This is a genomic window from Cyanobacterium stanieri LEGE 03274 (genome assembly GCF_015207825.1).
In the GTDB taxonomy this organism is placed as follows: Bacteria; Cyanobacteriota; Cyanobacteriia; order Cyanobacteriales; family Cyanobacteriaceae; genus Cyanobacterium; species Cyanobacterium stanieri_B.
In genome coordinates, this window is sequence record NZ_JADEWC010000010.1 from 83028 (window position 1) to 97430 (window position 14403).

At 38.9% G+C, this 14403-nt stretch carries 11 protein-coding genes; 4 read left to right on the forward strand and 7 right to left on the reverse strand.

Going from position 1 to position 14403, the window contains the following annotated elements:
- Positions 1–6 precede the first annotated feature (6 nt).
- The 3 genes from IQ215_RS06420 to IQ215_RS06430 form a co-directional block, all read right to left on the reverse strand.
- A complete protein-coding gene (locus tag IQ215_RS06420) occupies positions 7–1440 on the reverse strand; it encodes a sensor histidine kinase (RefSeq protein ID WP_193800483.1) in 1434 nt (477 codons plus the stop codon).
- 132 nt (positions 1441–1572) lie between these two features.
- Positions 1573–3366: a serine/threonine phosphatase gene (locus IQ215_RS06425; RefSeq protein ID WP_241735268.1), complete on the reverse strand. Its 1794-nt coding sequence runs from the start codon at positions 3364–3366 to the stop codon at positions 1573–1575.
- A gap of 59 nt (positions 3367–3425) precedes the next feature.
- Positions 3426–4304 carry a PhzF family phenazine biosynthesis protein gene (locus IQ215_RS06430; RefSeq protein ID WP_193800484.1) on the reverse strand — a complete coding sequence of 293 codons (879 nt, stop codon included), beginning with the start codon at positions 4302–4304 and terminating at the stop codon, positions 3426–3428.
- A gap of 293 nt (positions 4305–4597) precedes the next feature.
- Here IQ215_RS06430 and gghA point away from each other — a divergent pair, with 293 nt between their 5' ends.
- Positions 4598–7105, forward strand: a complete 2508-nt coding sequence (gene gghA / locus IQ215_RS06435; protein ID WP_193800485.1) for a glucosylglycerol hydrolase — start codon at positions 4598–4600, stop codon at positions 7103–7105.
- Positions 7106–7307: 202 nt separating this feature from the next.
- Here gghA and IQ215_RS06440 read toward each other — a convergent pair whose 3' ends face one another.
- The 4 genes from IQ215_RS06440 to IQ215_RS06455 all read right to left on the reverse strand — a co-directional run bounded on the left by IQ215_RS06440 (position 7308) and on the right by IQ215_RS06455 (position 11052).
- Positions 7308–7622 carry a lipopolysaccharide assembly protein LapA domain-containing protein gene (locus tag IQ215_RS06440; protein WP_193800486.1) on the reverse strand — a complete coding sequence of 105 codons (315 nt, stop codon included), beginning with the start codon at positions 7620–7622 and terminating at the stop codon, positions 7308–7310.
- Positions 7623–7659: 37 nt separating this feature from the next.
- A complete protein-coding gene (locus IQ215_RS06445; RefSeq protein ID WP_193800487.1) occupies positions 7660–8841 on the reverse strand; it encodes an FAD-dependent oxidoreductase in 1182 nt (393 codons plus the stop codon).
- Positions 8842–8956: 115 nt separating this feature from the next.
- Complete coding sequence (gene lysS / locus IQ215_RS06450) at positions 8957–10531, reverse strand: lysine--tRNA ligase (RefSeq protein ID WP_193800488.1); 1575 nt, start codon at positions 10529–10531, stop codon at positions 8957–8959.
- 152 nt (positions 10532–10683) lie between these two features.
- A complete protein-coding gene (locus IQ215_RS06455) occupies positions 10684–11052 on the reverse strand; it encodes a YccF domain-containing protein (protein ID WP_193800489.1) in 369 nt (122 codons plus the stop codon).
- 199 nt (positions 11053–11251) lie between these two features.
- Here IQ215_RS06455 and IQ215_RS06460 point away from each other — a divergent pair, with 199 nt between their 5' ends.
- From IQ215_RS06460 to IQ215_RS06470, 3 genes are read left to right on the forward strand one after another with little or no spacing between them, the layout of a single operon-like run.
- A complete protein-coding gene (locus tag IQ215_RS06460) occupies positions 11252–11614 on the forward strand; it encodes a response regulator (protein WP_193800490.1) in 363 nt (120 codons plus the stop codon).
- Between the two features lie 4 nt (positions 11615–11618).
- On the forward strand, positions 11619–12185 hold the full coding sequence (locus IQ215_RS06465; protein ID WP_193800491.1) for a chemotaxis protein CheW: 567 nt from the start codon (positions 11619–11621) through the stop codon (positions 12183–12185).
- Positions 12186–12230: 45 nt separating this feature from the next.
- On the forward strand, positions 12231–14231 hold the full coding sequence (locus IQ215_RS06470; RefSeq protein ID WP_193800492.1) for a methyl-accepting chemotaxis protein: 2001 nt from the start codon (positions 12231–12233) through the stop codon (positions 14229–14231).
- Positions 14232–14403 lie beyond the last annotated feature (172 nt).

The window sequence follows — 14403 nt, forward strand, 5'->3', positions numbered from 1 at the left end:
TTAATCTTAGTCTATTGTCAATTTTTTTTGTTTTCCAAGGGGAAGAAATACCGTTAAAACTTCTCCTTTATCTTGTTTTTGTTTAATAATCAATTTTCCTCCTAACACATTGAAAATATGCTTAGTCACATCAGGATTAAGAGATAAACTCCCCGTCTCGGGTTGAAATAAGAGTAATTTCCCTAAACATTTTACCTGATTACTATTCAAATTTGACTCAGACAAAAATTGTAATTTTAGTTGATTTCCCGCAGGTAAAACCAACACCTGAAAATGTCCCCCGCTGGGAATATTACGGGTAAATTTTTCCATCAAACCCCCTAACATTTGAGTCAATATTACAGGATCGCTCACTACCTGAGGTAGCTTTTGGGGTATCATAAAATCAAGGACAATATTTCTTCTTTGGGCTTGTCTTTTCCAGATAGGTATGGTCTGATTTAAAATTTGTTCTAGGCAAATGGGAACTAGATTTACCTGCTTTTGTTTGTGGGGGGTAGCCTCTAATTCTGCAACCCGAAAAATTAAGTCCATACGGTTAATTTGTTCGGTGCATTCTTGCTCAATCATTTCCAGATATTTTGTTAAATCGGGAGATGATTTTGTTTTTTTCTGTAATAATTTGGTAAGGGTTTTAATGGAGGTTAGGGGGGTTCTAATTTCATGGGTGAGGGCTTGTAATAGTTCTATTTCAGCGTAGGGGGGGAGGGGAGTTTTTTTGAGGGAAATACTTTGATGACGTTTTTTGTCTTGTTTATTTAGCTTTTCTTCTGAGGGTTTTAGGTCAATTAGTCTAAGGTTTTCTAGCAAGAATTGACTAAAGCGACTTACTATTTTATAGTCAGGATTTCGGGGACTAAACTTATTAATTAACTCCTGTAAATATTTTTCTTGATATTGATAGTTAATGACCAATTTTTTTCTTAATAAAACCCATGCTTGATGGATTAAATCTGGGTCAAAGGAAAAGTTAAAAATACTTTGTTGTTGAGGATTAATTCCTTTTACTAAAAGACAACTAAATTCATTGGTTAATACTAGGCAAAATTCTTCATTTTTAAGGGAGTCTTGTTCTTGGAGAGGAATGTTAATGGGGGAAAAAAGTTGCTCGGTGACGATGGTATTTTTTTCACAGGCAGGAAGTATCATTTTTCCTTCGAGGGAGGGGGAAAAAACCGCTACTTCAAGGCTACTTAATAACTCCGTGTGGGTAATGGCTGGGGTGGGTGATGATATTACTACCCCTTGGGTGGTTTTGGGGGGCTGAGGGGCGATGGTGAGGTGTAATAGTTGTTGTATAGATGCGATCGCACTGTCCCACTCTTGTTGGGCTTTAAGTTCAGTTTTTGCGGGGGTAATCCCTGTAAACTGAGAATTAAAAGAACCATTGGAGGGAAAAAGATCTGTTAACTTAAGGGATAGGGGATCAGATACAATCATTACTTAATACTACATCAATAACTGTTCGCACAAGTTTATAATAACCTGTTGCTTTGATTTTCAGAAATGAGTATAACCGAACGTTTGTCAAGATTTCTAGGGGTTAAAGATCTTTCCTCCAAGGAAAACATATTAAAGTAAGGGATTTTTTTGCTCTAAATTAGGTTGCACTTTAATTCTTGCCAAAATACAGGTTATGTTATCATGACCATTAATTTGATTGGCTAGTTCGAGAAGATGGGCGCTTCCTTCTTGTAAGTTGGCCTTAGAACTCAATAGGGGTAAAAGGACGCTTTGCCAGTTATTTTCAAGTAATTCGTTATCAGATAAACCATCGGAACACATTAAAAATAAAGTATCCTCTTTTACTTCTAAAAAGCTCACCTCAGGATGAACAAATTCTCTTTTTCTAGGGCCTAGGGCTTGGGTAAGTTGATAGGCATCAGGACGAGCAAAGGCAATTTCTGGTTCAATGCCATTTTTCATTTCCGCTTGGGCAACGGAATGATCGGTAGTTAGTTGCTCTAAACCCCATTTTCTGGTTACCCGATAAATGCGACTGTCTCCCACATGGGCGATCGCCACTTGATTATCTTGAACAAGGGTCATTACCACCGTAGTCCCCATTCTTCCTGCCCCAAGATTACCTTTATCAATGTTGGCATCATAAATGACTCGGTTGGCCTCTAAAATACCTTCCTTGATGATTTCTTCCTCTGGTAATTCGTCCTGCCAATGTTCTTGAAAATATTGATATAAAGTCTTGACAGCCAAGGCACTAGCTACCTCTCCCCCTGCGTGGCCTCCCATACCATCACAGACGAGGAAAAATCCTTTCCCTGTGCAGAAAATACCTTGAGGGGTTTCCCGTTTATTAATTTTGGTTTCCACCGCAAAGCAATCTTCATTGTGGGAACGTTTCATGCCGATGTCTGTCATACCGCATTCGGCTAAACTTAAGAGCGTCATGGGCAAAACAACGGTGGGTTGTTCGTCTATGTTTTCCCCATTGTTAATAACCGTGGCTTCTTGATCATCTTCAGCTTCGTCAAAGTCAAATTGATCGGCTAATTCCTCTAACTCTTTATCGGGGGGAATTAAAAATTCTTCCTCATTTTCATCTAATAAATCATCTAATTGAGCTTGTTGATGAATGAGATTGAGAGCCTCGGATAATTCTTTGATCTCATCTATTTTGCCTTCTTCAATTTTTTCCATCAATCCTTTGATGGGGGTAGCTGCGTCAGTTTGATTATTTTCTTCTAAGATAAAGATCCACTGTTCTACTAATTGTCTGATATGGGGGAGGTTATCGAGGTCATCAAAATATAATTTTTTGATTTCCAAATCCCCCGAATCACCAATACCCAGATTATCTTCTTCGAGGAGAGTTTGGGCGCATTTCAATTTTTGTAAGTCTTTCCACAGTTTCGCCATGGTTTTTAGGTGGTGGAAGACTTGATGATTGGTAATGTTGTTGTTAGAGAGAAAATGACTTAATGATTGCCAGTTGTCTCTTTGGTTGATGATGACATATTCACTCCCTTGATCATCTTGCCAAGCATCCAAAAGATCGGGAACAAGGGGCGAATATTCGGTTAAGGTGAGATAGGGAAAGGCTAAACCTGGTATTCCTGCGTTGATTAAACTTTTACGGTCAAATTCTACTACTTTTTCGAGGTTTTCATCTAAAGATGATAGCTTTTCTGGTTGAGTGTCCGTGACTAAAAGTTCATAGTAATGGCGATCGCCCTTAGTAGCAAAAGGAGTGAGCTGATCATGATCATAGGACATGGCGAGGGCGTAGCGGGAAAGATTTTCACCATTATCCAATTCCCCAAAAGGGATTTCCAAATCCCGATCTTGAGGGATACTAAAAATACATTGGCAAAGAATTAAATCGTCTGGGCTAGTGGACATATTCATCTTTTATTAGTCTATATCTTTATATTATAATTACCTGCTGAAATTTATAAAAAAAATAATTAACACCTTAAAAATCCTTCCGTTACAATTACCGATTCTCCCCCTACCCTAATTTCCTCAATTATATTATCAGTCTTAAGGGCGATCGCCCTTATCTGGCTAGGGCGGCCCATTTCCAAACCCTGCGCAATATTCCAACTCCAACAACCATCCCCCTGTTTATATGTCGCCAAATAACCTGCAAAAGCAGTGGCCGCCGAACCCGTGGCAGGATCTTCGGTAATATTAAGACCTGGGGCAAACATCCTCACCTGAAAGCAATCCTCCCCAGTTTGCACAAAAGGATACACATGGGGCGCCCAAAAATCCTTTAAAACCCCTTCCCATAAACCCAAATCAACCTTCGCCCGACTCAAAGCCCCCCTATCCCGAAGGGGAACTAACAAAAACGGTAAACCACAAGAAGCCCCCATCGGTACAAAATTATCCACCATCAAATCATCCACCCCCAAAGATAAAACCCTCGCCAAATCATCCCTCGAAGGGCAATCCTTGTAAAATTCAAGGGTAGAAGGCGCTCTTAACTCAGTCCATAGGTTATCCTGCTTATCTTGAAAAATAGTCACAGGCACATCACCAACCCCCTCCCTAAAAATAACTTGTCCACCATCCACATCAATCTTACCCAACTTAGCCAACAAAAAAGCCGTACCAATGGTAGGATGTCCCGCAAAAGGAATCTCACCCCCAGGAGTAAAAATACGTAAACGAAAATCGGCCTTCTCGTCATCAAAAACAAACACCGTTTCCGAAAAATTGAACTCCACAGCAATTTTTTGCATAATCTCATCACTCAAATCCTTTACCTCAGGAAAAACAGCCAATTGATTTCCCGAAAAAATCTGATTTGTGAAAACGTCTAAGGTGTAAAATTTCATTATCAAATAAAAATAAATCGTCCACAATAATTAGTTAACAATATCTTAAAATACCAGAAAATCACTCACCAAAATCAACCATAGAGTACAAATATAAAAACTTGATCTATAATTAGTCAATGTAACTTTACCGTCATCACTGATTATCAAACCATAACTATTTTTCTTGGTTTTTATCAATCATAAATTTAACCATTATTACAATCTTAAAAGTAATTTTTACTAAAGAAAAGCTAAGAACAATATCAGCATGATTTTAGAGTTACACTCTGTAAAATAGACAAGAATTTATTGTGGAAACCAAAACAAAAACTAACATCAGTCTCGTAGAATCAGAAACGAGAAAACTAATCAATAAAATCAAAAAAATAGAAAAATCATCCAACACGGTTTTTGAAGAAAATCAGGAAGTAGCCACCTATCTAGGAGCTAATTATCGAGAAGATGGACTAACCCAGATCGGTTTTTGGACACCGCAACTACTTAGGGAGGTAATGCACCTTAACGAAATTTATTTAGAAGTATTCACCCCCACCGAAGATATAAAAGTAAAAGATCTTTTGTCCTCAAAAACTAACACCATCGAAGTAAGGCGAGACTGCGTTTTTCTTAAAAAAAGAGGCAAATTTTTCTGGGGCATCATCGAAGGCATGAAACCAGGTACAAGGGAAACCCTCGGTTCATTTTATTGGCTCAGGTATCGCAACCCCTACGGACAAATTGAAATTATTAGAGATCCCCTCGCCCACTCCTTACCCTTTGGGGTGTTTGCCCCTGCGGAGTTGTATGACATGGGTAAACTGGAAAAGGAAAGAACCGATCTCGATTATTTTAAACTCACGGGGAGCAATGATGAAGAAAATATCCCCCGTACTTCTTCCCCTGTGAATATTTTACAACTTCATGTGGGTACTGCTTCCCCTGATGGTACTTTGGCAGGATTAAGCAAAATCTATCAAGATATTGGGGAAAAAATTAAGCATAATCAGCCGTTGGAACCCCATGAGGAGCATTATATCGGCTATGATGCCATTCAACTACTACCCATCGAACCCACCATTGAATATAGAAAAGATTTAAGCCAAGATAGTAGATTATTCGAGATAGTGGAAGAATGTTGTGGTATTGCTCCAAAAAGTATTCCTGAAGGGGATGACATTTTTAATAGTATTGAAGGTATTAAAGTTAAACTAACTCATCCTAATACCCAAGGATGGGGTTATGATGTACCCATTATTGGTGCTAGTGCCACTAGCCCTTCTATATTAGCTAGTTTACGTCCTGATGAATTATATGACTTCATTGGGGTGTTACATAATTTTCCCACTAAACCGATCGCCCTTATTTATGATTTAGTATATGGTCATGCAGATAACCAGGCGGAATTATTAATTAATAATCAATTTTTCAAAGGGCCCAATATGTATGGGCAAGACTTAAACCACCAACTACCCATGGTTAGGTCGATTTTATTGGAAATGCAAAGAAGAAAAATCAACACAGGGGCTGATGGTATTCGGGTTGATGGAGGTCAAGATTTTCGCTTTTTTAACCCCCTTACAGGTAGGGTAGAACAAGATGATCAATATCTTCTGGCTATGAGTGATTTAGTGCAAGAAGTTGGAGGTTATAAGAGATTACTATTCACCATCTTTGAAGATGGACGCCCCTGGCCAGAGGAGGGGTGGGAAACTAAATCTACTTACATGGATTTAATTAACCTTAAGCCTGATTCCTATCAATGGGGGCCTTTAATTTTTGCCCACAATACCCCTAGTATTAAGGGTTTTTGGCGTAAAAAATGGCAGAGGGTATGTGAGGTAATGTATCAGGGGCAAAACTGGATTACAGGCTGTGGTAACCATGATACTTTACGCCGTGGTAGTCAGGTAGATACACGTTTAGAAATTAATTGGCGTTTGGGGGAAACCCTTAATGATGTGATTCGGGGAGCTTATGATAATCCTGCGGTGTCTATGTGGGTATATGGTTTTAGCCCAGGTTTACCCATGGATTTTATTAATGTTTTGATGCACGCACCTTGGATGTTTTTCCGTAATACCGATGAGGAATATGGAGTTAAGGTGGTTTCTGAGGAAGTGGGCTTTTTAGATTGGCAGATGACGGAGGAGCGTTACCACCGAGAGGATGCTTTTTGTCGGATGAAGTCTTTGGGGTTTGATAAGTTGGAACAACTACGGGAGTTTACCCATGCCCTCAATGCTAGTATGATTGCCCGTAATTATGATCTTCAAGAGGTGGTGAAGGTATGTCAACTTTGTTTTGATGATGGGGCTTGTAATATTGAGGAAATGAAGGAGATGAAGGAAAGCAATATGATTGCGTTTTGCCAAAATCTTGATATTGATAATCTCAAAAAATGGGCTTTAATGTTTATGGAGGACTGTTTTGAAATTTGTAATGTTTCCCATTACACTAAGATGGTTGATCCTGCCCTTGCTAATTATAATCTGCATTTACGGCAGTTGCGCTCTCGTAATCCTTGGCTTGGTAAAAGTTTACATGGGGGCGATCGATTTAATAAGATTGAAGATGATGACGCTACGATTTTTTATGGGGTGCGATCGCATCCTAAAATGACGGACAAAAAAATTGTCATGGTAGCCAATATGGAAGGACAAAAAGTCGAAATCAACCTTCTCGATTGGTTACAATTAGATCCGACGGAATGGAAAATTGAATTAACTACCCCAAATCTTCCCGAAATTGAAGATATAAAGGACTTAAACCATATTATTCTTGGTCAAAGTCAGGGGGTATTATTAACCCCTAATTTATAATGTGTTATATCAAGTTCGGATCATTCATTATAAATAGATTATACCTTCGCCCACCGTGTAATTCATTACACGGCTAATGGTAGTTCGTTCAATAAATTGAACTAAGATATTAATACTGCTAATTTATAAGTGATCAAGCGGACTAGATATTATGGTGGGCAATGCCCACCTTCATCAATAATTTATTGAAAATTTCTAAGCACTACCAATCAAATATGGGATCGTCTTCTTCCTCCTCTAATTCCCAATCTCTGACAAATTTATTGGATTTTTTCTTATTATTATTTTTTAATTTTTTCTTTCTATTTACTGAACTAAAAAATAACGGTAGTAAAGCTCCACCAATAAAACCACTAGCCACAGAAAATGAAACCATGATACCAAGAGGAATAGAAATTGATTGAAAACCAAAAAAACTTAAACTAATAGGAGCTACATTTTGAATGGCAAAAATGGGTAAAATAATAATCCAAAATGAAATAATTAATGTGATAATTAAACTACTAAATGTTTTCATAAATAGGATTTAATAGAAAAGTGGCAGGGGTGAAAAATTAAGAAGAAAGTAAATTTATAAAAGGTGTACTTAACCAACTTAAACCCACTTTTAATTGATGTTTTGGGGTAGGTAAACGATATAAATACACAAATCGACGGGCTAAATAAGCCAAACCACCATCTAAAGATATGCCTAAACCGCTCAGGGTGGCGTTATCTATGCCTAGGGCTATCATTTCGCCAAGGGGTTGATAACGGAAGGGTAAGAGGGGTTTTTCTTGGAGAGATGCCCAAATATTCCAAGCGCAGTAGTCTGATTGTTGGAAAGCAACTTGGGCGGTGGAGGGTAGAATATTACCATCACTGTCGAGGGATTCTACTAAGTCTCCGAGGGCGAAGATTTCGGGATAGTTTTCTACTTGTAATTCTTGGTTGATGGTTAGTTTTCCTTGTTGGTTTTGGGGTAAGCTAAGACCATCTAATATTTTTACTGGTTTTGTGCCGACTGTCCATAATACTATGTCAACGGGAATGGTATCGACTACATTTTTATATTGTAGGGATATTTGATTGGCTTCTATTTTAGTGATTTCGGTGTCTAAGTCTAGCCATATTTTTCTATCACTAAGGGCTTTTTCGGCGGTTTTACGGTTAAATTCGGGGGATTGTTTGAGGATGCGATCGCCCCTATCTATAATTCTAATTTTACCACGTTCCTGGAGGCGATCGGCTATTTTTACCGCCAATTCTACACCACTATAACCACCACCGACGATGGCAACTCGAATTTTTTCTTGCTCGGAGTTTTCTAATTGTCTTAATTTTTCTTTGAGGGCATAAGCATCATCGAGGGTGCGGAAAGGTAAGGCATAATCTTTTGCCCCCGTAACGGTTTGAGAAGGGGTAGTACCACCAAAAGCCACCACCAAACGATCATATTCTAGGGTATGGTTATGTTGTAGGGTGACGGTTTTTTGTTCGAGGTTTATCCCTGTAACGGTGTCTTGGATAAAGTTAATTTTGCTATCTTCTAATAATTCCGTGTAATAGGGGGCTACCTCCCAACTTTGCATTTCTTCGGTTACTAATTCATATAGTAAGGGAGAAAATAAGAAGCGATCGCCCTTATCCACCAAAGTAATTTCAGGAAAATCCCCTTCCCAATCTAACTCCTGTAATCTTAGGGCAGTATAAAGCCCCCCAAATCCACCACCGAGAATCAATATTTTACTTGCCACGATATAATCTCCCTCTCAAAATTACTGCTTTTTCTATTCTATGGTAATGCCATGGCAAAAGTTAGAAAACAAACCCCCTTATGGAGAAAAGGGGGAAAACAGATAAAAAAGCTAACTACTTATTAATAACTTCTTCTAGTCTTTTTAACACAAAATCCTTATCTAAATAGGATAACAAATAACCAGCCTTCGGCCCTTTTTCTTTGCCTAAAAAGCTATAATAAACCGCAGGAAAAGCCACATTAGGTTTAAATCCTAATTGTTTCATTGCTGTAAATAAAGCAGTTTGTAACTCCTCTCCTTCCCATTTTTCAAGGGTAGTTAAAGTTTCCTTTAATTTTTCTAAATAAGTGATTTGATCATCCGTTAATTCCGAGACAATTTCAGGAATAGAGTCAAAATAAATAACTAATTTTTCTTCCTCATCAGCATAATCAGCTAACCATTTACGGGCGATCGCAATGCGTTCATTAATCTTAACCCAATCATAATCAGTCAATTCCACCTCAGCCCGTTTTTTGACCTCCTCCACAATATCAAGATGGGGAACTTGTAATAAAGAAATCAAGGTACTAATATCAAAAGTATAAAAAGGCTTAATTTCTTCATCTAATTGAGAATAAAATAAAGGTAATAAAGTTTTATCTAACTCGACATTTTCATTTTCCTCTTTTAGTTTTACATAAGTATTTAAAAGATTATCATAATCCCTAAATAAACGAGTGATATTATCATAATTAGGAGCAAAATTAATTACCGTTTTTGGCTGAGTTTTTAACATTAAAAACCGCAAAATTTCAGGAGGTAACAAATCCGCCATATCCTTCGCACTAGAACCCACACCCTTAGACGAACTCATTTTAGTACCATTGACCAAAATAAATTCATAGGGAGAATGGAAAGGAGGTTGTTTGCCCAAAACCTTACGGGAAATAGCATTGGCCACATCCCTCGAGCCGCCCTTCTGGGAATGGTCTTTTCCAGCCATCTCCATGGTGACACCAATCAAATTCCACTTCGCAACCCATTCCACCTTCCAAGGCAACTTACCATTACCATCAAAAGGAGATACCCAGCCAGAATGTCCACAGCCTTTTACCCAATCCGTAGCGTCTTCCTTACAAGTGTAAAAAACTTCCGAGCCATTGTAGTCAGTGGTTACTGTGGTAGCAATCTTACCACATTTTTCGCACACTACTTGAAAAGGATACCAGTTTTCAGGGCGATCGGACTTACTTACGCTCAAATAAACATCCTTAATTCCTTGAGCATTTTTCAAGAAAGTATCGATATAAGGATTCATTTTTCCCGAGCGGTATAAATCCCTTAAATAATAAATTTCTGCCTTAACTCCCAAATAATCAAAAACCTCTAAAAACTCCTCCATAAAATATTTTGCATAATCACTGCTTTTCTCATCAGGAGAAGGCACATTACAGAGGGGATAACCCAGATAAGGAGCAAACTTTTCTTGATCTAAATAATGGGGTACAGTATCAAGGGCATCATAATCATCCACCCCATAGGTAAATTTTACGGGTTTACCAGCTCTTTTTAAAGCCCGATACATCACATCATGAATAATAACCCCCCGCACAGAGCCTACATGAACTCTACCTGAAGGGGTTTTGGAGTCATTTACTAATTCTTCTTGGTGGGAACTTGCCGCTATTTTATCCGCCCAAAACATAATTTAATAATTCTTAAATATAATTTACAGTGCAAACCTCTGATTATATCTTAACTTCATGAGGTGGGGAAGAATAGACAATTAATAATGAATAATTAAACTATTGTCACCCATACTCCCTATCACCCATACAGACAAATCCCGAACTCAGATTACCTTAACTCTCTACCAAAGGGAAATAGGGCGATGGGAATGAGCTTAAAGTGTTGTTTTGCAAAGGGTAAACCAATAATGGTAATGGCTAAAATTAGACCATGGACAAGGTGAGAAATGGCAATTTCCCAACCAAATAACAATAACCAAATTACATTAAAAATGGTGTTGACAGTGTTGGAATAGTCGGGGGAAACATAGTCACGTCTGCCAAAGGGAGTCATGGTGGCAACCCCTAGCTTAATGGCTTGAACGCCAAAGGGAATGCCCACAATGGTAAGGCAAGTGGTTAAACCTCCGATAATATAACCTAATCCGCTTAAAAAACCTCCAAAAATTAACCAAATAATATTACCGATTAAACTCATTTTTTCTATTTCCTCATCTATGTTTTTTTGATCAAAATCATTATTGTTAACTAATGTAAATCAACCATTAAGTATATCTTGTAACCTTTATCAAAGATTTATAATAGGATTTGCTTTATGGTACTAAAAGTTGATTAAAATAAGTAAAAACTTATACTTTTTTCAAAATCAAATTAAGTTAATAGATTAACACACCATTATGACAAGTATTTTACTGGTAGATGACCTCAAATCGGAACTAGATTTACTGAATGAATATCTCACATCAGCGGGTTATCAGGTAACTACGGCTAGTGATGGTAAAGAGGCTCTTTCGATGGTAGTAGAAACGAAACCAGATGCCATTGTTACTGATTGGATGATGCCCAATATGGGGGGTTTAGATTTGTGTCGTCAACTGAAAAAAAATCCTGATACTGCTAAAATTCCCGTGGTGGCTTGTACAGCAAAAAATGCCAAGGTAGATAGGATGTGGGCAGAAAAACAAGGGGTAAAAGCCTATGTGGTTAAGCCTTGCACCAAGGAAGAAATTATTGATGCTGTAAAAAACGCCCTGGTTTAAAATTATGTCTTCTCCTTCTTCATTTACCAAACTGCAGGAATTATTACCCCAATTATTTCAACGTAGCGCCTTAACGGGTAGTTTATATTTGCGTTGTCGGTTGGGGGTAAGTGATACTTTTTTGATTTCCATGGAATATGTGAGGGAATCTTTGCTTTTGGAGGGAAATCATATTACCCCTGTGCCTCAGATGTCGTCTTTTGTGATGGGGTTAATGACTTCTCGGGAGAGGGTTTTTTGTGTGGTAGATTTACCGCAGTTGATGGGGCTTTCTTCTTTACCGACTTATTCTCGGCAATATCATTTGGTGGTTATTTCTATATCTTCTTTTTTGCCTAATTATTCTGGTGATGATGATTTATTTTTAGGTTTAGCGGTAAATCAAGTGGAGGGTATTACCAGAGTTGATACGGATAAAATTCTTGGTTTAACGGATGTGCAACATCTTTTGACTAGGGAAAAGGTTAGTTATTGGTTTAGCTTTGATTCCTATGTGCAAGGATGGGTAACATCGAATCAACAACCTTTAGCGGTGTTAAATCTTGAGTCTATTATTAAGGCTACTCGGTGATTTGGTTCTGTGTTTTAGTTTTTATTATTATTATTTTTTAGTGCTATGACTTCTCAACAACCTTCCCTCAATGTTTCTTCTGATTTAATGGCTTCTTCCGATGATGTCAATACCAGCGCACCTTCATCCCCCCCTGAGCAAAAAAAAGAACTACAAGAGCAGAGAGGAGGTACTTTAAGGGAGCGTTTACTTTATACTGTAGTACCAACTACCCTTATTCCGTTGGTGGTGGTAAGTGCGATTGGGATTAATTTTACCCGTTATCAGGAGCAACAAAAACAACAACAGTTGGTGGAACAAATTGCGGTGGTGACGAGGGAGACGAGCTCAAGTTTTTTGGAAAATGTAGAGCCTGTGGATAATCAAGCCCCTGTGTTAGAAGCGATTAGGAATACCTTGGAGACATCTCTACAGTTTCAGGTTAGGGGTTCTCAGGTATTGCAGATTGTGGATGGGGCTACGGGAGAGGTGATAAATGGTGTTAGGGGTGATGGGGATGTGGATTTGACGCAGTTGGTGGGGGGAGATACCATGGCTCAGGTGAGTAGGGTGTTTGCTCAGGGGATGTTAAATGATGATATGGGGGGGATTTTATCTTCCTTGGTTTCTATCAATGGGGTGGAAAATGCTAATTTGGTTAGTGCGAGGGATGATGGGGAAGTGACGATTTTAACTTTGGAGTCGGGAAATCGATATTTTAATGTGACTTTAATTCCCGAGAGTAGTTTAGTGGCGATCGCCTCGGTGGACAATGCTGATATTAGTCGTTTAGGGGAGCAAGTAATTATCGTTTTTAGTACCATTGCTCTTTTCCTGGGGGCGCTGGCGGTGGGTAATATCATATTATTAGCTCAAACCTTCTCCGAACCTTTAACGAATTTGACACAAAAGGCACAACAGGTTGCCCAAGGAGATTTGGACACCAAAGCAACTCCTCAGGGTACTTTGGAAAGTCGTACCTTAGCAGAAAATTTTAACGCCTTGGTAAGTAGGGTAAAAGAATTGATTAAAGAGCAAGAGGCGATCGCCTTTGAACAAAGACAGGAAAAAGAAAAGCTCGAAATGGGCATCTTTAACCTTTTAGACGAATTACAATATGCCGTGGACGGAGACTTAACCGTAAGAGCTAGTTTAGACTCCATGGAAATGAGTACGGTGGCGGACTTGTGTAACGCCATTTTGGATAGTTTGCAAGATATTGCCCTACAGGTAAAAGAATCTAGCACCAAAGTAGTTACCTCCCTAGGGGAAAATGAATACTCTATTCAACAATTAGCCCTAGAAACCATCAGAGAAACTGAACAAACCAAAGAAACCCTCGCCTCAGTGCAAAAAATGTCCTATTCCATCGAAGAAGTGGCAACCAATGCTAGTCAGGCGGCAACCCTCGCTGATGATGCCTACGAAGTCACCAAAAAAGGTTCGGATGCCATGGATGAAACCGTAGAAAGTATCGTTAGTCTTCGTACCAATGTGGGGGAAACTGCCAAGAAAATGAAACGCCTTGGGGAGTCATCCCAAAATATTTCTCAGGTGGTATCCCTCATCGAAGAAATCGCCCTCAAAACCAATCTTCTCGCCATTAACGCTAGTGTGGAAGCGAGTCGGGCAGGGGAACAGGGACAAGGTTTTACCGTGGTAGCCGAGCAGGTAGGGGCATTAGCGGAACAATCGGCAGCGGCCACTAAACAAATTGCTCAACTGGTAGCGGAAATTCAGCGGGAAACCCAAGATGTGACCATGGCCATGGAATCGGGTACTTCTCAGGTGGTAAATACTACTCGCTTGGTAGAATCCACTAAACAACGTCTGGAGAGGGTTTTGGAGCGATCGCAACGGATTAATGAACTAATGCAGAATATTTCTAGTTCTACGGTATCTCAGGCACAAACCTCCCGTCTAGTAACCGACTTAATGGAAAAAATAGCCGAACAATCCGAACAAAGGCTTTTATCTTCTGAACAAATCGCCCAATCTATCCAAGATACCGCCACCATTGCCAAACAGCTAGAATCAGCGGTGGAACAATTCAAGGTTAATGAGTAATTTAAAGTTAGGTTGCAGGTTATCGTTTATCCATTATCAATTGTTTACAGCTAACCCCTAATTCCCCAAAACAATGAATCAAGATCAAATTAAGCTCAACTTCTTAGAAGAAGCCCAAGACTGTTTTAACACCGTAGAAAACAATTTATTAAATATTAGTGGAGACATCGCC

Bases quoted from the DNA above. Each gene is read 5' to 3' on its own strand.
- IQ215_RS06420 (WP_193800483.1), bottom strand. From the start codon at position 1,440: ATGATTGTATCTGATCCCCTATCCCTTAAGTTAACAGATCTTTTTCCC.
- IQ215_RS06425 (WP_241735268.1), bottom strand. From the start codon at position 3,366: ATGAATATGTCCACTAGCCCAGACGATTTAATTCTTTGCCAATGTATT.
- IQ215_RS06430 (WP_193800484.1), bottom strand. From the start codon at position 4,304: ATGAAATTTTACACCTTAGACGTTTTCACAAATCAGATTTTTTCGGGA.
- IQ215_RS06440 (WP_193800486.1), bottom strand. From the start codon at position 7,622: ATGAAAACATTTAGTAGTTTAATTATCACATTAATTATTTCATTTTGG.
- lysS (WP_193800488.1), bottom strand. From the start codon at position 10,531: ATGTTTTGGGCGGATAAAATAGCGGCAAGTTCCCACCAAGAAGAATTA.
- IQ215_RS06455 (WP_193800489.1), bottom strand. From the start codon at position 11,052: ATGAGTTTAATCGGTAATATTATTTGGTTAATTTTTGGAGGTTTTTTA.
- IQ215_RS06460 (WP_193800490.1), top strand. From the start codon at position 11,252: ATGACAAGTATTTTACTGGTAGATGACCTCAAATCGGAACTAGATTTA.
- IQ215_RS06465 (WP_193800491.1), top strand. From the start codon at position 11,619: ATGTCTTCTCCTTCTTCATTTACCAAACTGCAGGAATTATTACCCCAA.
- IQ215_RS06470 (WP_193800492.1), top strand. From the start codon at position 12,231: ATGACTTCTCAACAACCTTCCCTCAATGTTTCTTCTGATTTAATGGCT.